This window comes from Frigoribacterium sp. PhB118, assembly GCF_003751725.1.
In the GTDB taxonomy this organism is placed as follows: Bacteria; Actinomycetota; Actinomycetes; order Actinomycetales; family Microbacteriaceae; genus Frigoribacterium.
Map to the genome: position 1 here is coordinate 122,546 of NZ_RKID01000006.1, position 15,981 is coordinate 138,526.

The 15,981-nt window shown below is 66.1% G+C and carries 18 protein-coding genes and 3 pseudogenes; 12 read left to right on the plus strand and 9 right to left on the minus strand.

What is annotated here, in order from left to right:
* Positions 1–144 precede the first annotated feature (144 nt).
* The 6 genes from EDF21_RS15550 (at position 145) to EDF21_RS15575 (ending at position 4,795) form a co-directional block, all read left to right on the plus strand.
* Positions 145–642: a DUF2231 domain-containing protein gene (locus EDF21_RS15550; protein ID WP_123571981.1), complete on the plus strand. Its 498-nt coding sequence runs from the start codon at positions 145–147 to the stop codon at positions 640–642.
* Positions 643–709: 67 nt separating this feature from the next.
* On the plus strand, positions 710–1,438 hold the full coding sequence (locus EDF21_RS15555; protein ID WP_123571982.1) for a VIT family protein: 729 nt from the start codon (positions 710–712) through the stop codon (positions 1,436–1,438).
* Between the two features lie 353 nt (positions 1,439–1,791).
* On the plus strand, positions 1,792–3,072 hold the full coding sequence (locus tag EDF21_RS15560) for a ferric reductase-like transmembrane domain-containing protein (RefSeq protein WP_233568546.1): 1,281 nt from the start codon (positions 1,792–1,794) through the stop codon (positions 3,070–3,072).
* Positions 3,069–3,596, plus strand: coding sequence for an FMN-binding protein (locus EDF21_RS15565; protein ID WP_123571984.1), 528 nt, complete (start codon positions 3,069–3,071; stop codon positions 3,594–3,596). The genes EDF21_RS15560 and EDF21_RS15565 overlap by 4 nt, the downstream gene beginning before the upstream one ends.
* A 4-nt stretch (positions 3,597–3,600) precedes the next feature.
* Positions 3,601–4,320, plus strand: coding sequence for an FAD:protein FMN transferase (locus EDF21_RS15570; protein ID WP_123571985.1), 720 nt, complete (start codon positions 3,601–3,603; stop codon positions 4,318–4,320).
* Positions 4,321–4,390: 70 nt separating this feature from the next.
* Positions 4,391–4,795 carry a tautomerase family protein gene (locus tag EDF21_RS15575; protein WP_123571986.1) on the plus strand — a complete coding sequence of 135 codons (405 nt, stop codon included), beginning with the start codon at positions 4,391–4,393 and terminating at the stop codon, positions 4,793–4,795.
* A gap of 67 nt (positions 4,796–4,862) precedes the next feature.
* Here the strand turns inward: EDF21_RS15575 and EDF21_RS15580 are convergent, their stop codons facing one another.
* The 5 genes and pseudogenes from EDF21_RS15580 to EDF21_RS17280 form a co-directional block, all read right to left on the minus strand.
* A complete protein-coding gene (locus EDF21_RS15580; protein WP_123571987.1) occupies positions 4,863–5,180 on the minus strand; it encodes a metal-sensitive transcriptional regulator in 318 nt (105 codons plus the stop codon).
* A complete protein-coding gene (locus tag EDF21_RS15585; protein WP_123571988.1) occupies positions 5,177–5,476 on the minus strand; it encodes a rhodanese-like domain-containing protein in 300 nt (99 codons plus the stop codon). The genes EDF21_RS15580 and EDF21_RS15585 overlap by 4 nt, the downstream gene beginning before the upstream one ends.
* A 53-nt stretch (positions 5,477–5,529) precedes the next feature.
* Entirely contained in the window at positions 5,530–5,811 is a 282-nt protein-coding gene (locus EDF21_RS17270; RefSeq protein ID WP_370274469.1) for a rhodanese-like domain-containing protein, read from the minus strand.
* Between the two features lie 33 nt (positions 5,812–5,844).
* Positions 5,845–6,303 (minus strand): annotated as a pseudogene (locus tag EDF21_RS17275) (CoA-disulfide reductase); the annotation flags it as partial.
* A gap of 39 nt (positions 6,304–6,342) precedes the next feature.
* Positions 6,343–7,266 (minus strand): annotated as a pseudogene (locus tag EDF21_RS17280) (FAD/NAD(P)-binding oxidoreductase); the annotation flags it as partial.
* A 737-nt stretch (positions 7,267–8,003) separates the two neighbouring features.
* On the opposite strand from EDF21_RS17280, the gene EDF21_RS15595 reads away from it, so the two are divergent.
* From EDF21_RS15595 to EDF21_RS15620, 6 genes are all read left to right on the plus strand, one after another.
* The gene (locus tag EDF21_RS15595) at positions 8,004–8,477 is read left to right on the plus strand and encodes a hypothetical protein (protein ID WP_148053726.1); all 474 of its coding nucleotides are present in this window, start codon (positions 8,004–8,006) and stop codon (positions 8,475–8,477) included.
* Positions 8,478–8,602: 125 nt separating this feature from the next.
* Positions 8,603–9,001: a hypothetical protein gene (locus tag EDF21_RS15600; RefSeq protein ID WP_123571991.1), complete on the plus strand. Its 399-nt coding sequence runs from the start codon at positions 8,603–8,605 to the stop codon at positions 8,999–9,001.
* Positions 9,002–9,856: 855 nt separating this feature from the next.
* On the plus strand, positions 9,857–10,114 hold the full coding sequence (locus tag EDF21_RS15605; RefSeq protein WP_123571992.1) for a hypothetical protein: 258 nt from the start codon (positions 9,857–9,859) through the stop codon (positions 10,112–10,114).
* 96 nt (positions 10,115–10,210) lie between these two features.
* Positions 10,211–10,849 carry a hypothetical protein gene (locus EDF21_RS15610; RefSeq protein ID WP_148053727.1) on the plus strand — a complete coding sequence of 213 codons (639 nt, stop codon included), beginning with the start codon at positions 10,211–10,213 and terminating at the stop codon, positions 10,847–10,849.
* Complete coding sequence (locus EDF21_RS15615; RefSeq protein WP_123571994.1) at positions 10,846–11,388, plus strand: hypothetical protein; 543 nt, start codon at positions 10,846–10,848, stop codon at positions 11,386–11,388. Before EDF21_RS15610 ends, EDF21_RS15615 begins: the two co-directional genes overlap by 4 nt.
* 144 nt (positions 11,389–11,532) lie before the next feature.
* Positions 11,533–11,982, plus strand: coding sequence for a hypothetical protein (locus EDF21_RS15620; protein WP_148053728.1), 450 nt, complete (start codon positions 11,533–11,535; stop codon positions 11,980–11,982).
* Positions 11,983–12,390: 408 nt separating this feature from the next.
* On the opposite strand, the gene EDF21_RS15630 is transcribed toward EDF21_RS15620, so the two are convergent.
* The 4 genes and pseudogenes from EDF21_RS15630 to EDF21_RS15645 form a co-directional block, all read right to left on the minus strand.
* Positions 12,391–12,657: a hypothetical protein gene (locus tag EDF21_RS15630; RefSeq protein WP_123571997.1), complete on the minus strand. Its 267-nt coding sequence runs from the start codon at positions 12,655–12,657 to the stop codon at positions 12,391–12,393.
* Between the two features lie 98 nt (positions 12,658–12,755).
* Positions 12,756–13,133, minus strand: coding sequence for a hypothetical protein (locus EDF21_RS15635; RefSeq protein ID WP_123571998.1), 378 nt, complete (start codon positions 13,131–13,133; stop codon positions 12,756–12,758).
* Positions 13,130–13,699 (minus strand): annotated as a pseudogene (locus EDF21_RS15640) (recombinase family protein). Before EDF21_RS15640 ends, EDF21_RS15635 begins: the two are co-directional and overlap by 4 nt.
* Positions 13,700–14,226: 527 nt before the next feature.
* Positions 14,227–15,981 (minus strand): RHS repeat-associated core domain-containing protein (locus EDF21_RS15645; protein WP_304984901.1); only part of this gene is annotated, 1,755 nt, incomplete at its 5' end.

Genomic DNA, 15,981 nt, shown 5'->3' on the forward strand with positions numbered 1-15,981 from the left:
CACCCGGGCCGTCGCTGCCCAGCGCGGTTCTGGGGGAATTCTGGGAGTTGACGCGCGAAAGTCACTCCGGGGTTTCCCTCAGCCTCACCCCGGGCATTGATCGCGACTTGATCGCTGTGAACTGCGAGAAAGAGAAGCACATCCATGGACTGGCAGCTCAACGGCCTCCCTCTGCACCCGCTCATCGTCCACCTCGTCACCGTCGCGTTCCCGACAGCGTCGCTGCTGATCCTGGTCGGGGCATTCTGGCCCGCGCTTCGTCGACGACTCGGCATCATCACCCCACTGATCGCCCTGGTCTCGCTGATCGCCGTTCCACTCGCGACGTCGTCGGGTGAATCGCTGGAGGAGCGGGTCGGCGGCAGCGCACTGCTCGAGACCCACACGGAGCTGGGCGACACCCTGCTGCCTTGGGCGATCGCGGTGTTCGTCGCCGCCGTGGCGCAGTGGGCGTGGCAGCACTGGGTGCTGACGCCCGACACAAAACGGCCCCGTCCCATTGTCCGCGGCAGCGCACGACTGATCGTCGGCACCCTGCTGACAGTCCTGGCCGTCGGTACAAGCATCGGCGGGATCATCACGACGGTCCAAATTGGTCACTCGGGTGCGGAGGCCGTCTGGTCGGACTCGAGCGAGGGATGACACCCGATCTGGTGAGGGCAGGCTCCTCTGCGTGGCAGCCGAACCCCTCGGGTGCTGTGATGGCGTCATGACTGACGCGTCACCTCTCCCCACCCATCCCGACGAGCCCCACGCCGGGAGCCTGGCCGGTCGCCTCAACTGGCTCCGTGCCGGCGTCCTCGGCGCGAACGACGGAATCGTCTCCGTCGCCGCAGTCGTCGTCGGCGTCGCCGGGGCGACAACATCAACCCCGGCCATCGCCACCGCCGGCATCGCCGCCCTGGTCGGCGGGGCAATATCGATGGCCCTCGGTGAGTACGTTTCGGTCAGCAGCCAGACCGACAGCCAACGAGCACTCATCGAGAAAGAGCGCGCCGAGCTGGCCGCCGACCCCGAGGCAGAACTCGAGGAACTGACCGCACTCTGGCGCGCCCAGGGACTCAGCGACGACACCGCCGCCCGCGTCGCCGCCGAGCTCACCGAGCGCGACGCCCTCGCAGCACACTTGTCAGCCGAGCTGCACATCGACGAGGCCGACGTCGCCAACCCCTGGCACGCCGCCCTCTCGTCCGCCATCGCGTTCCTCGCCGGGGCGATCCTCCCGCTCCTGGCCATCCTGCTGACGCCTGCCGGGCTGCGCGTGCCGGTCACCGTCCTGGTCGTGCTCCTCGCCCTCGCCGCGACCGGCGCACTCGGGGCACGCCTGGGCCAAGGCGCCGTCGGACGCGCGACCCTCCGCGTCGTCATCGGCGGCGCGCTCGCCCTGGCGGCGACCTACCTCGTCGGCACCCTCCTCGGCACCGCCGGAATCGCCTGAGCCGGCCTCCCCGACAGCACACAACGACTCAGAAAACCCCCATCTCGGGAACTCACCGGGAGCATCAAAAACCCATGGTCCGTCCCAAGTTTTGTCATAGGTAGACCATAGGTTCAGGCGTTCTGATCGGTATTGTCCACCTCTCCGGTGAGACCCGCAGGCCCGGCAGGCCGCTCCCGAACGGACACACCATGACCGCGACGTTGCACCACACCCCACCGGCTCCGCCCTCCCCACCCACCCGGTCGACCTCTCAACACGACCTCACGGCCGGCCGTTCCCTTGCCGCCAGGGCCCGCCGTCGCCGGGCAGCAGTCGACCTGCTGGCGATCGCGGTGTGGGCTTCTGCGGCGATGGCGGTCACCCTCTGGCTGACGTCGGGCAGCGTCGACCTCTCCGGCCCCGGGCAGGTCATGATCGCCGCCGGCATCGTCGCCGGCCTGGTGGGCACCGACCTGATCCTGGTCATGCTCGTGCTCGCAGCACGCCTGCCGGTCATCGACCGGCTGGTCGGTCACGACGCCGCGATGGCCCAGCACGGCAAGCTCGGTAAGCCGGCCCTCTACCTGCTGCTGACGCACGCGGGCCTGCTCATCGGCGGCTACGCGGTCGAGGCAGGCGACAGCGTCGTGGCCGAAACGGTCGGCCTCTGGAACACCCCCGACGTGCTGCTGGCGTTCCTCGGCCTGGGAGGCCTCGTCGCCGTGGTGTGGACCTCGATCGTCGCGGTCCGCAAAGTGCTCTCCTACGAGGGGTGGCACGCCATCCACCTGCTCTCGTACGCCGCCGTCGCCGTCGCTATCCCCCACCAGCTCTCACAGGGACAGATGCTCGCGCAGGGCACCTGGGAGCGCGCGTACTGGATCGCCCTCTACGTGGCCGCGCTCGGCTCGGTCGCCGTGTTCCGTTTCGCGCTCCCCGCCGTCAGGTCCCTGCGCCACGGCGTGGTCGTCACGCACGTCGAGCGCATCGCCGACGACGTCGTCTCCGTCCACCTGCATGGCCGTGACCTCGACCGCCTTGGCGTGGTCGGCGGCCAGTTCTTCGTGTGGCGGTTCTGGGCGCCCGGACTCTGGTGGCACGCCCACCCGATCTCGCTCTCCGCCGCGCCGACCGCGACGGGCATGCGCCTCACGATCCGCGCCCTGGGCAGGGGCAGCGCCTCCCTGACATCCCTCCGCGCCGGCACCCGTGTCTCCTTTGCCGGCCCGTACGGGATCTTCACCGAAGCCGCCCGCACCTCCACGAGGGTCGCGGTCGCCGCCTCCGGCATCGGCGTCACCCCCGTGCGGGCGTTCCTCGAGCGCCTCGACGCACCGGCCGGCGCCGTGACGATCCTCCTGCGCGCCCGGTCCGAGCGCGAGACGTTCCTCTGGCACGAGATCGCCGCCTGGGCGCACGCCCGCGGCCACCAGGTCGTTATCAGCGTCGGCCCCCGGGGCCGAGGGTCCGCGTCCTGGCTGGCCGAGGGCGACACCTCCCGAGGCGTCACGGCCGCGAGCGTGTTCCCCGACCTCGCCCACTCCGACCTGTACGTCTGCGGCCCCGGACGCTGGAGCGACCTCGTCGAGCAGGACGCTGTCGCAGCCGGGCTGCCGGCCGGCCAGCTGCACCGGGAGAGGTTCGACTGGTGAGAGCACGCATCGTGATCGGCGGCCTGCTCGTCTCCGCCGGCATCCTCGCCGTCGGCGTCGAGTCGACCGTGACCCAGCTGTCCGCCACCACCTCGCTCGTGCAACCACTGGCCGGAGCGGCTCCGTCGTCGGGCGGCACCGGCACCGCAGGCGACTCGGGCGACTCGGGCACCTCCGGTGCGGCCCCGTCATCGAGCCCGTCGCAGTCAAGCGCCTCGGGCAGCAACCCCGCCGCCACGAACGGCCTCACAGACGGCACGTACACCGGCACGGCCGTCTCCACCCGCTACGGCACCGTCCAGGTGCAGGTGACCATCAGCGGCGGGACCTTCGGCGACGTCACCGCCCTGCACCTCACCGACGCGGACGGGCGCAGCGTCCAGATCAGCGCCCGCGCCGCGCCTGTCCTGGCCCAGGAGGCGGTCGCGGCCCAGTCCGCGTCGATCGACACCGTCTCGGGTGCGACCTACACATCGGACGGGTACCTCCAGTCGCTGCAGTCCGCCCTCGACCAGGCCCGGTAATCCCGTGGCCCACGTCTTCGCCACCATGGGCACCGTCGTGTCGGTCCGCGTCGACGACGATGCCGTCGACGCGGCGACCCTCGACGCGGTCGAGGCGGTCTTCGACGACCTCGACCGTGAGTTCAGCCGCTGGCGACCAGACTCCCCCGCGTCGCAGATCGCCGACGGCCAGCTGTCGCTGCTCCGTTCGTCGGAGGCCCACAGGGAGCGCTACGCCGAAGCCCTCCGTTGGCGTGCCGACACCGCAGGGGCGTTCACGCCCCACCGTCCCGACGGCACGGTCGACCTCGCGGGCACGATCAAGGCAGCCGCGACCGAGGCCGCCGGCAACGTCCTCGACGCCGCCGGCCACGAGCGCTGGTGCATCAACGCCGGGGGCGACGTCCTGACCCGAGGAGGCACACCCGCGCACCCCTGGACCGTCGCGCTGGCAGACCCCGACGACCCGCAGCACGTGCTGCGCGTGGTGTCGCTCCACGGCCCGCAACGAGCCGTGGCGACCTCGGGCACGAGCCAGCGCGGCGAGCACGTCTGGCGGACCGATCCAAAGAGCACCTACCGGCAGGTGACCATCGTCGCCGACGACCTCATGACCGCCGACGTCCTCGCCACCGCGATCCTCGCCGGCGGCCCCGCGACCAGATTGCTCGCCGAACAGGGCTGGCCCGTCCACATCGTCACGGTCAACCGCGCAGGCGAGCCCGCATCCAGCTCGGGGCCATGACCCAGGCACCCCGAGTACAGCTGATGCCGGAGCCGCAGCTCCCGCCCCACCCCACCGACAGGAGACACGCATGCCCCTCATCAGGATCGACCTCGTCAAAGGCCGCTCGGACGAGCAGATCGCCGCGATCGGCGACACCCTCATGCGGACCCTCGTCGACGTCTACGACCTGCCCGAGCGCGACCGCTTCCAGATCGTCACCGAGCACGCCCCCGGCCGTCTCACCGCCCTCGACGTCGGACTCGGCATCGACCGCTCCGAGCAGGTCGTCATCATCCAGATCTTCACCCAGGCCGGGCGCAGCACCGACGAGAAACAACAGTTCTTCCGCACCCTGGCCGAGAACCTCGCGGCCGTGGGCGTCGCCGGCGAGGACCTCGTGATCGGCTTCGTCGAGAACGGCCCCGCCGACTGGTCGTTCGGCTTCGGCCGCGCCCAGTACACAACCGGGGAACTCACCACACCAGGAAACTGACCACCAACACCAGCGCCCAAACACTGTCGCGACAGCCGATTGCCTGACAGACACTTCCCTGGTGCGCTCAGGCGAGGGTGAGGAAGAGCTTCTCAATCTCGTCGACCGTGAGCTTTCGCCCCGCCGCGATGCCGTCGACGGGCTTCGCGTCGTCGTCGGCGACGAGACATTCGCGCATCGCCGTCGAGACGATAGCGAAGCCAGCGCGGTCGAGGGCGCTGCTCACGGCGGCGAGTTGGGTGACGACGTCGCGGCAGTCGCCCCCGTTCTCGATCGCCGTGATGACGGCGGCAAGCTGCCCTTGGGCACGCTTAAGGCGGTTGGCGACCTTGCGGATCGCAGCGGGATCGTGCAGGGCGCCGTCGGTAGGAGCAGTGTCGGTCATGCGCGGTCCACCGGGTTGCCGGCGGCGATCCATGCGGACGTGCCGCCTTCTACGTTGACGGCGTCGAAGCCGTGAGCGGTGAGTGTGGCGGTCGCGCGGGCGCTTCGGCCTCCGGACTGGCAGATGATGTGCACCGGGGTGCCCGTGGGCACGTCGCCCAGGCGGTCCTCGAGTTGGGACAGGTGCAGGTTGCGGGCGCCAGGGACGTGGCCGCTGGCGTATTCGTCCGCCTCGCGGACATCGATGACGACGGGGGCATCGAGGGTGGCGAGCTGGTCGACGGTGATCTGGTTCATGGGATCTCTTTCGTGGAGTGCTTCGAATCTGCGATTCTGCGAGTGTCGTGGGGTCAGGCGGTTGCCGAGGCAGAGCGGTGGGGTGCGGTGCCGGCACGCCAGGTGAGCCAGCCGCCGTCGAGGTTACGGGCGTCGTGGCCGAGCTGGGTGAGGAGTCTCGCGGCCGTGTGGCCACGCTGCCCCACCTGGCAGTGGACCACGAGCGGCCCATGCGGCAGTTCGGTGTGCCGAGCCCGGAGATCGTCCAGGGGAAGCGAGATCGCGCCGGGGATGGAACCGGCCTCGTGCTCAGCCGCTGAACGGACGTCGATCAGGGTCGCCCCGGATGCCGTCAGCGCGTCGAGTTCGTGCCACTGCGCTGTGCGCGTCGCGCCCGTCGCGGTGTTCTCGGCGACGTAGCCGAGCATGTTGATGGCGTCCTTCGCGGAGCCGTATTGGGGTGCGTAGGCGAGTTCGAGTTCGGAGAGGGCACTGCCGGTGAGGCCGGCGGTCATCGCGACGGCGATCACGTCGATCCGTTTGTCGACGCCGTCACGCCCCACGATCTGGGAGCCGAGGATCTGGTCGGTCACCGGGTCGACCAGTAGTTTGATCGCCATCTGCTGTGCCCCTGGGTAGTAGCCGGCATGGGAGGACGGGTGGGTGTGCACGACCCGGACGTCACGACCTGCCGCACGGAGGCGCTTCTCGCTCCACCCAACCAACGCCACGGTCAGTCCGAGCACGCCGAGGATCGACGTCCCGAGGGCCGGCCGGGCTGCGGTCGAGGAGACGCCAGCGACGTCGTCCGCCGCAGCCCGGCCGTGCCTGTTGGCGAGACCTGCCATTGTCACGAGGGTCGGTTCAGCATCGAGGTGGTCGATCTTCTCGACGCCGTCTCCGACCGCCCAGATCGACGGGTCGCTTGTCCGCTGGTGGGCGTCGACGGCGATGCCTCCGGTGGGCCCGATGACGAGTCCAGCCTCCCGGGCGAGGCGGCTCTCGGGGCGGACTCCGCTCGCCTCGATCACGAGATCAGCGGCGACGGTCGTGCCGTCGCTGAGTTCCACCAGGCCGCCGGATGTCCCCGCCACCGTCGTGCCCGTCCGGACATCGACGCCGGCGGCGACCAGTGCATCGTGCACCGGAGCAGCCATCTCGGGGTCCAGAGGAGAGAGGACGTGCGCTCCACGCTGCACGAGGGTGACCCGTGCATGGCGGGCAAGGAGATTCTCGACGGCTTCGAGGCCGATGAAACCTGCCCCGATCACGAGGACGTCAGCCTGCCCGGGGGCCCCGCCGAGAACGGCGTTGACGTGGTCGACGTCCTCGACGCTGCGCAGGGTGTGCGTCGGGATGACGCCTGCCGTCACGCCGGCCGTGGCCCCAGCGCCCGCAGCGAGTACGAGGTCGTCGTACGGTTCAACTGAGTGCCGCCCGGTCGCGAGGTCCACGACCTCGACCGTCTTGGCGGCAGGATCGATCGCGGTGACCTCGTGGCGGACGCGGACGTCGAGCGCGAAGCGCGCGGACAAGGACTCGGGCGTCTGCAACAGCAGCGACGAGCGATCCGGAATCACGCCGCCCACGTGGTATGGCAGGCCGCAGTTGGCGAAGGACACGTACGCGCCCCGCTCGAAGACCACGATGTCGCGCCTCTCGTCCAGGCGACGCAGTCGAGTCGCCGCGGACATACCGCCGGCAACACCTCCGATGATGATCGTTCTCATGCTTGCCACGATACCCCTGGGGGTATACGTTCGTCTAGTGCCGTCAGTCGACGGCGACCGTTGAACGAGAGGACCCCCCATGTGCCGACAGGTGACCTGCAAGGTGTGCGGCAAGGCAAGTTGGGCTGGCTGCGGCCAGCACGTCGACCAGGTGATGGCCGGCGTACGACAGGCGGACCGATGCCCTGGCCACGTGAAGGAAAAGAGCCAGGGAAGCTTCTTCTCGCGCCTGTTCGGACGCTAACTTCCGCTTGACTGTGAGGAAGTCGATCGGTCGCGGGACGCTCGAGAGCGCCGGCCACTCCCCCGTAGTTGCAGGACGCGGATCGCCTCGATAGGTCGATCCGGAATCCCTCTCGGTGAGGGATCGGCTATCGAGGCACCCGACCCGCTGCGATGCGCGATAGCGGAACGGTTCGGCTCGGCTCGGCTCGGCTCGGCTCGGCTCGGCTCGGCATAGCCTGAAGCTCTCGCTATCGAGAGGGACCTTCATGCACCTACCGCGCACGTCACGAAAGAACACGATCACCGCCCTGTTCTTCAAGGTCGCAGCTGGCTTGGGCACGGTCATCGAGTTGCTCTTTAACTTCTGGGGGCCGACGCGCGTGCACGGCAGTGCGACCCCTCCGCGGCGGAAGCGTCGGTGAGCCGCTGTATCGACCCGAACTATCTCGGGGAGCCCCGCCGCGAACACGATGAGACCACCGGAGGATCGCTCCTCTTCACTCGTGCGTGCGAGACGTGCCGCTGACGGTCGACATCAGCACGAAGACGAGGACGGACCTCTGATGCTGAGATTTTTCGTCTCGACTTCCGTCGTGGCCGGGTTCATCGTCGCGGGGTGGCATTCGATCGGTCCCGAGCAGCCCGTGTTCGCGATCGTGGTCCAGTTTCTCCTCATGGCCTGGGCGGCTTTCACCATCACGGAGCATTTCCCTCCTCTGCGAGGCAGATGGTGGAGGGTCTCGGAGCGGCAAGCGAGCTTCTTCCGGATGGCCGGTGTCGGTGCGTTCGGTCGCTTGCTCACCGTTGTCGGCTGGAACCGAGTCATCACTCGGGAGCGCAACTACCAGGTCACACGAGCAGGGATGCTGGCCCTCGAGCAACACACTCGTCGTTCAGAGGTCGCGCATCTGCTGTGTGCCGCTGCGGGGCTCGGCCTCGCGGTGGCTGCGCTCGTGGCCGGCACCTCCCCCGGTGCCGCCTGGTTGATGGTGTCGACGATCGTCTTGCAGCTGTACCCGGCCATGCTCCAACGATCCGTTCGGGCACGCCTTGGACGGGTTGTCTAGTCAGGTCCTCTCGGCCTCTCGCGTCACCTGTGACCCCGCGGGACTTGCAAGCTCGATCCGGACCGCTAGACGATCGGCTATCGGGACACCGCGTCTCTGTCGAGGTAAGACCGTAAGGTGGCGCTGTGTCTGATCGCGAGTTCGTCGTCGACCCCTTCACGCAGACCGAGGTGCGTGTCCCCTCCGGCATCTGGCCGGAACAAGCCATCGAGCACGCTCGGCGAAGTCGCAATGGGGAGCTCCGACGCATCCGCTTCTTCCTCGACTGGGGTCACAGGTACCCCCTTTGGGAAGACGGCTCAGACGGCTACACGAAGGAACCCGGCGACTACGGCCTGTCCGCAGATCTCGGGGAGCGCCTCCACGCGTGGTACCAGACGTGGGCGCAGCATTGCAGTCCCGAACACGGCTGGTCTGATGAACAGCTCCACCAGGTGTGGCTCGTTGCCGGCCACCGTCTCGCCAACGAGGTCGAACTCGAGGTCTACGACTTCGCGGACGTGATCCGCGAGTTCGATCGCTGACCGGTCGCCGATCGTCTATCGGGCAGCCATTTCCAGTCGGATGGCTGCAAAATAAGGGTATGGCAACAGCCCTAGATCCACCGGTCACGGCATCTGAGCGCGCTCTGCGAAGATCGGTCCTCGGACAGTTGCCCCTTTTCGCCATCCTGGGCACCATCGTTTGTGCTCAGCTCGTGTTTCGCACTAACGGGGATGGTCTCTCGTGGGCTTTTCTCGCGCTGTTTGTGGTGTTCGCTGTCCTGGGTGCCGCGCAAATCGCTGGAGACCTTCGGGCAGTCGGCGCATGGCGGCGAGTTATCACTGAGCCTGGAGAAACTCTCCTGTGGGGCACCTCTGCCCAGCGAATCCTGGCGACCGGCGGCGGGGGCTACGCAGGGGTGTTCGCCCTCTCGTCGACACGCCTGCGATACCTACCCCGAGCCTTGGCCCGAATTCGAGGCGCTAGCCCTGCCGAATGGTCTCTGGACCGACTGGGCACAGTCAGCATCGAGCCGAACGATCAACGAAAACGCGTCCGTGGTAGCCGATGGGTCGTCCTAAGCGTCGAGCAGGAGAACCCGATCACACTGCTCAACAATCATCAAGACCTCCTGGCGGACGACCTCCACACGGCCCTGCTCCGCGCACGACATGAAAGCAGGCCCACGGACTGAGGCAACGAACGCCCCCTACCTCGAGAGCTCGACGGCCGCGTTCAGTCATGGTCTCCGCAAATTCCTTTGCCACGTCCTGCTCAAGCTGGCGAAACTTTCAGCCACCGGCCCCGAACGCTGGCGCAGATGGCGATCGTCTATCGGGCACATGCGGAGTGGAACACGTGGACGCGATGAAGATCGATTCGTTGCACACTGAACCATGCAAACTCCTGCAGCGCAGAGGAGGAAGCGACTGGCCTCCGGACTGATCATCACGGCAATCCTGCTCGTCGCCGGTCCCCTCGTAGCCGACCTGGTCGCCCCTGACCGTCCTTGGCTGCTTCACCTGGCTGGCGCCCTCCCCGTGGTGGTCCTCACGATCGGGATTCAGTTCTGGCACCGAGCCGACAAAGTCTTTGACCGCGGCTTTGAGCCTGAGGACGAAGACGACAAGCCCACGGACACGCCGAGTCAGTGAACGATCCCCTAACGGGACGCCAAAGTCGCAGGTGACCCAGTGGTAAATAGCCCGTTAGGCTCCGAGCATCTGTCAACCCGAACGACGGAGTTCTCCTTGACCAACCCTTCCCTAGATAGCGCTGCCCGATGGGCAGCCGCCGAAGACCTAGCCCGCGGCGAGACCGACGAGGGCCTCCCCAGACGTCGCAATCGTGTCATCGCCCAAGTCGCAGTGCTCATCACGGCCTCCTGGCTTGTCGGCGTTGTCCTCACCTTGGTCTTCCTTCCCGGCGGGGGAAACGCCCCCGCCGACGAGGGCCCCCGTACGGCCCGGTTCATCGCACAGCTCGTTTTTCTCGTGCTCGGTCTCATGATCGGAATAGGCGGCTTCATTTGGGCCAAGCGTTCCGGTCACTACGTGACCCGATGGCGCGCTGTCGCGAGTCCCCTCGACCGGGCCGAGAGGAAGTCAGTGCGCCGGCAGATCACGGGAAAAGACGCCCCAAACCGCGACCGTCTACTCGTGTTGGTCGCGGCTGCGAACCAAAGCCGGCGCGCAGTTCTCGGTGTTGCACCTATCTATGCGGCGCTGCTGCTGTTCGCAGTCTCCACCGCGATCGGAGCGAACGTGCTGTTCCTGACAATCCTCGAACTCGGCGTCAGCGTGCTCTTCGTTGTGGTGGCGATCCAGCTGGTCATCCTCTATCGACGCATGGGCATCTTCATCGACCGCTTCCAAGGATCTGCGGCGTGAGCGCGCCCGAGGAATTTCCTGCACCCCTTGCGCGTGTTCCCTCCGCCGTTTTCGGTGCCATCACCGGTCTCGGCATGGGCATCGTCATCTTTGGCTGTGTCCTGTTCGGCGGCGGCTCTCTCTTGCTCGCAACCTTCGTGGGGCTCGGCCTCGGGCTGCTATTTGGGATCGGCTTCGCGATCTTTGCAGCGTGGACCAAACGCGCCCACAGCCGCAACGAAGTCTCTGTAACCCAGCGCATCAATCGAGCCGTTCTTACAGGCCGTCTACCCGCCACGGCGAACCTGAAAGAGTGGCTGCCCGCTCTCGAACGATCCCGGCAATTCTGGAAAGCCATCACTGTGGCGGGCCTGATCATGTTTCCTGCCTTGGCCGTTGTGACGATCATCCTGCTCGTCGAAGATCCGCTGGAATGGCGCTCGTGGGTCCAGCTCGCATTCTTCACCGTGTTCGGCGTTTTCTCGCCTTTGCAGGGCCGACTGCAGCTACGACGCATTCGGAACATCCGAACCGCACTCGAAACCGCACGGAGCTTCTAACGGTTTCCCCCGAGCTGCAGCCAAAGCTTGCCGACACACGATCCCCTATCGGAACGGACCGAGCAGAAGACATTGCGTTGAGCTGAAGTCGTGTGCGTATGCTCGCAGCATCACCAGCCGCACTGTCGCGAAGGGTAGAACACGATGATCCGACGACGCGTCCTCGAAGCTTTTGCAGGAGCAAGCGTTCTCTGCTTAATGCTCTCAGGATGCAGCGGAACCGCTGCGGCGGGAACCGACGACCTGCCAACCTTCACGTCGATGGACCAACTCGTCTCCGCCGTTGATGAGCACCTTAGCTGCGACACCGACCCTGCCGGAGATCCTGTCACCCCGATGAACGGCGATGCCCTGCCCACGGACCAAGTGCTGTGCCTGCCTCACGTGCAGATCGACCTCTATGGGGACCAGGCCGCACTGGACAAGGCTCTTGACCTGTGGAGCGATACCCAACAAGGTCCCGTGCCATTGGTGCATGGCGGCAACTGGATGGTGGTGGACCTCACCGGGGTGGCTACTGGTGAGCCGTCGGCCGTTGACCTAGAAGGGCTTGCATCAGAGATGGACGCCGAATACGAGACCGTCGCCTCCTGACGACGCGTCCTTGACCGGCGAGCGATCGTCTATCGGGCACACGACGGCCCCGTGCCCGCTTGGCAAAGCAATCAAGACTGCGCGAACCAAGCGACCATGCAAACCACCCCCACAACAGCGATAGAAACCGTGAGCACAGCGAAGCGGAGGCGACGCTCTTTCGACATCGCCTTGCCGCCACTGAAACGAGCGGCCGTGACTACATTCATCCCAACGGCGACGACGACGCACACAAGCCCGATCGCAAGGAGAAGGTCTGCGGGTGCCATGGCACTCATCTTGCTCTGCCACCTCGCGTGCCCGTCTTCATTCCACCTGCTTTTCGCTCACCTCATCGGCGCATAGCCCGGCAGGCGATCGTCTATCGGGCGCTAACTCAGGTTGACGCAAAACACGTTTGTCAGGGACTCAGTCGTCATCCCACTCGTCGCGCATCTCCTTTGTAAGAACTGCGACCTGAACCGTCAGGGCCCCAAGGAGTTCTTCGCGGTTGAGCCTGTTTGTCGTTCTGTATGCCCACGTCGCTTCCCCCTCGGCATTCAAGGTCTTCACGAGTACGAACGCCTCAATAGCCGTCTCGCCTTCCTCCAGTGGATGGACCTCTAAGCCCGCCAGAGCCTGCTCGATCGGGACACGCTGTTCGCCTGATGTCGGATTCCCGGAGTGACTACCCATGCCACGAGTAAACCCATTCTTTGACCCGAGCAGTCGCGCCCGCTGGCCGATCCCTCATCGGCCCTCTCAAGGCAGGAGTGTCGAGGGTCGAGAGGCCATCACCAGAAAGACGCCGGGAACCGTTGCTGCAGGCGCCGGAGGATGCGAAAAGTAGACTCGTCATCCAAGCCCGTGACCGTCTGCCACAAGGAGCCGGCTCCGACGATGGCCGAGGCGAACACGATCTCAGTTGCCAATAGGATGCGTCGCCAATCCTCCGGAGGCAGCGCAGCCTTCGCCTTCAGCGCAGCCGACAACCTCTCCTCCTCCTCGAAAAAACCAGCCGTGCTGGTGAACCCCATAGCGACGGCCATCGCATCCGTAAGATCAGCAGGGCCTCCCCATTGCCCGAGGCCTTGCCATAGCAACGTTCGCTCGTCATCGCTCAGCTCGAAGTGGACCGGCTCGGAGGCCGAGCCCTCATCAAACGCGTTCACGACTGCTCCCCTCGTTGAATCGCGCGGTAGACCGTCGAGCGGGCGACGCCGAATAGCTCCGCGATCTCGCTCGTCGTGTGGGCGCCTGTGCGATGGAGCTGCACCAGGTGCTTCTCCTGCGAGGAAGTCAGCTTCGGCTTACGGCCACGGAGCTTGCCGGCGGCCTTGGCGATCGCCATGCCCTCACGGGTGCGGGCTCGGATGAGGTCGGCCTCGAACTCGGCGACCATGCCGAGGACGTTGAACAGGAGCCGGCCGACAGGGTCGGTGGGGTCGTAGACAGCTCCCCCGAGGTTCAGCGAGACACCCTTCTTCGTGAGCTCGTCCGCGATGTCGGTGGCGTCGCGCAGCGACCTGGCGAGACGGTCGAGCTTCGTGACCACTAGAACGTCGCCCTCCCGACACGCAGCAAGTGCCTCACGCAGACCCGGCCGCGCTCGAGTCGTCCCCGACTACCCGTGGTCAACATGCACGTGTTGATCGTCAACACGGAGCGCTGCAAGACCGTCACGTTGTGCTGCGAGATCTTGTCCCGAGGTCGAGACGCGGGCGTATCCGATGAGCATCAGATAACTGTAGCGTTTATACCCCCGTCACCGGGCATTTTTACGGGACAGGCATACGCGAATCCGCAGGCCAGGCGGCACTTGACCTCAGGCGGCCGAGACAGACGCGCGAAGGTGTCCCGATGAACGACCGTCTAAAAGACGACTTGTGCGGGCAGCTTCTTGCGGCGAAGGGGCCCAATCCTCTAAGTCGAAGATCAGGCCCCTGGCAGATGGCGTCCCCGTCTAGATGGTTCCTCCGTTAAGCCCCAAAATGGCAATCACAGCCACACCAACAATGACTCCCGCCACGACGGGCAGTAACCATTTGTGGGCTCGTCCCGTAGATCCGAAGAGGCCTCGGAGTAGGAAAAGAGCGGCCAACCCGAGAAAGACAGCAGATCCTATCGACCAGAGAAATGGCCGATCAAGGGCAATGCGCTGCCAAGCGAAGAAAGATCCTGCAGCCAAAGACAGCAAGGTAGCTACCCCGAACTTCGATAGTTCGTTCTTCCGCGTGGGCTTGTGGTCCATGGCTTGCCTTCCGCTCAACATTGCGTACTCAAGAATCCCACGCCAGACCCCAGGACAAAGCCGGTTACCCCGACGACCGCTGCAGCAGCCCCGGCGGTTGCGATGCTTGCTCCCAAGAACACAGCCCCAATGAGGACGGTGGCGGCGTAAGTCCCGTACACGCACCCAGCACTGGCAAGTCCCGTCGGATCGTATTGATTTACAGGATCGCCTCCTGAGAAGCCGTACCTGTTTGCATCATTCGGGCTCAGTGGTGAGTCCAGGGTGTCCTGCTGGGTCCAGGTGCCGGTGGTGGGTTCGTACCAGCGGAGCCCGAACTTCACGAGCCCCGTGCCGCGGTCTTGGATGCCGGCCTTGAACGAGTACGGGTTCTGGCCTGCACCGCTGCCGCTGCCGCCAGCGGTAAGGGCACGGGTGCCGTAGGGGTCGTAGGCGTAGGAGAAGGAGTTGGTAGAGAAGTCCGTCAACAGACCCACCGGGTTCCCCAGACCATCCCACACGTACAGGGCCGAGATGTCCGACGAGGTCGTGAGCATCAGGGCTTGCCCGGTGATCGGGTCGGAGTACACGTGCGAGCCGGAAGTGCCGCCGGTGTACTTGACGATCGTCGGGTTGCCATTCTGGTCGGTCTTGCCGTAGGTGGCGGTGTAGCTGGTGCCACTGGAGACCGACTGCGACAGGACGGCCTTTTGGTCGACACCGGCGTAGGTGTAGCTGCTGGTGATTCCGTTCTCGACGGCTCCGGTCATCTGCTGGGCGGCGTTGTAGGTGAACGTCGTCGTCGGGGACGCGGTGAGGTTGCCGGTCCCGTCGTAGGTGTACCCGGCGGTGGTGATCTGGTTCGCGGCGTTGTAAGTCAGGGTCTGCGAGGACGGGTTGGCACCGGTGACGACGGCGGTGAGGCGGTTGCCCCTTGCGTCGTAGGTGTAGGCGTACGTGTTCGCGCCCGTCCCACCGGACTGCGCAACGTTCGTCACGCGGCCCTGGGTGTCATAGCTGTAGGTCGTGACCTGCCCGGTGAGGTTGTCACGCGACCACTGCAGCTTCTGGCGATCGTTCGCTTGGGTGGTGCCGCAGGTGGGGGCGGCGCTGGTGGTGTTGTAGCAGTAGGTGGTGTCGTAGACCGCGGTGTTGCTGCTGTCACCGGACCCGGTCCAGGCCTTCAGGCTCGAGACCCGGCCGGAGGTGTCGTACCCGGTGGTCTGCTTCCCGGCCCAGGTGGTGTGGTTGCCGCTGGACTGCAGCCAGGTGTTGATGCGGCGCCCGTTGGCGTCGGTCTCGTACTCGATGGCCTGCGTCGCACCGCCCTTGGGGTACGTGGTCTTGGTGAGCACGTTCGAAGCGTCGTAGGTGTTCGTGTACGTGCCGAAGGAGTCGACCTGGCTGAGCTGGTTGCCGGCCTTGTCATAGGTGTAGCTGACCGTGCCACCACCCGCAGTGTTGGCCGTGGAGAGCTGGCGGCCGAGCTGGTCGTAGGTGTTGGTGATCGTGCCCGTAGCGCTCTTGCTGGTCAGGACGCGGCCGGCCTTGTCGAAGGTCTTCGTGTCCACCAGGGACGCGCTATTGGCGCTGGCGGCCTGGACCTGACGGTCGAGCTTGTCGTAGGTGAACCGCATCGTGTTCCCACGACCATCGGTCTCCGACGCCTTCCGCCCGTAGGCGTCATACGTGTACGCCTTCGCGCCGAGGCTCGTGCCGGTGACGGGGGTCATGCCGGAGAGCTGCTTGTTGGCGTTGTAGCTGTAGACGGTCTTGTTCGTGCCGTTACC

What these genes read in the sequence shown, in the direction of transcription:
- EDF21_RS15550 (WP_123571981.1), top strand. Translation starts at nt 145, where the DNA reads ATGGACTGGCAGCTCAACGGCCTCCCTCTGCACCCGCTCATCGTCCAC.
- EDF21_RS15555 (WP_123571982.1), top strand. Translation starts at nt 710, where the DNA reads ATGACTGACGCGTCACCTCTCCCCACCCATCCCGACGAGCCCCACGCC.
- EDF21_RS15560 (WP_233568546.1), top strand. Translation starts at nt 1,792, where the DNA reads ATGGCGGTCACCCTCTGGCTGACGTCGGGCAGCGTCGACCTCTCCGGC.
- EDF21_RS15575 (WP_123571986.1), top strand. Translation starts at nt 4,391, where the DNA reads ATGCCCCTCATCAGGATCGACCTCGTCAAAGGCCGCTCGGACGAGCAG.
- EDF21_RS15580 (WP_123571987.1), bottom strand. Translation starts at nt 5,180, where the DNA reads ATGACCGACACTGCTCCTACCGACGGCGCCCTGCACGATCCCGCTGCG.
- EDF21_RS15585 (WP_123571988.1), bottom strand. Translation starts at nt 5,476, where the DNA reads ATGAACCAGATCACCGTCGACCAGCTCGCCACCCTCGATGCCCCCGTC.
- EDF21_RS15605 (WP_123571992.1), top strand. Translation starts at nt 9,857, where the DNA reads ATGCAAACTCCTGCAGCGCAGAGGAGGAAGCGACTGGCCTCCGGACTG.
- EDF21_RS15620 (WP_148053728.1), top strand. Translation starts at nt 11,533, where the DNA reads ATGATCCGACGACGCGTCCTCGAAGCTTTTGCAGGAGCAAGCGTTCTC.
- EDF21_RS15630 (WP_123571997.1), bottom strand. Translation starts at nt 12,657, where the DNA reads ATGGGTAGTCACTCCGGGAATCCGACATCAGGCGAACAGCGTGTCCCG.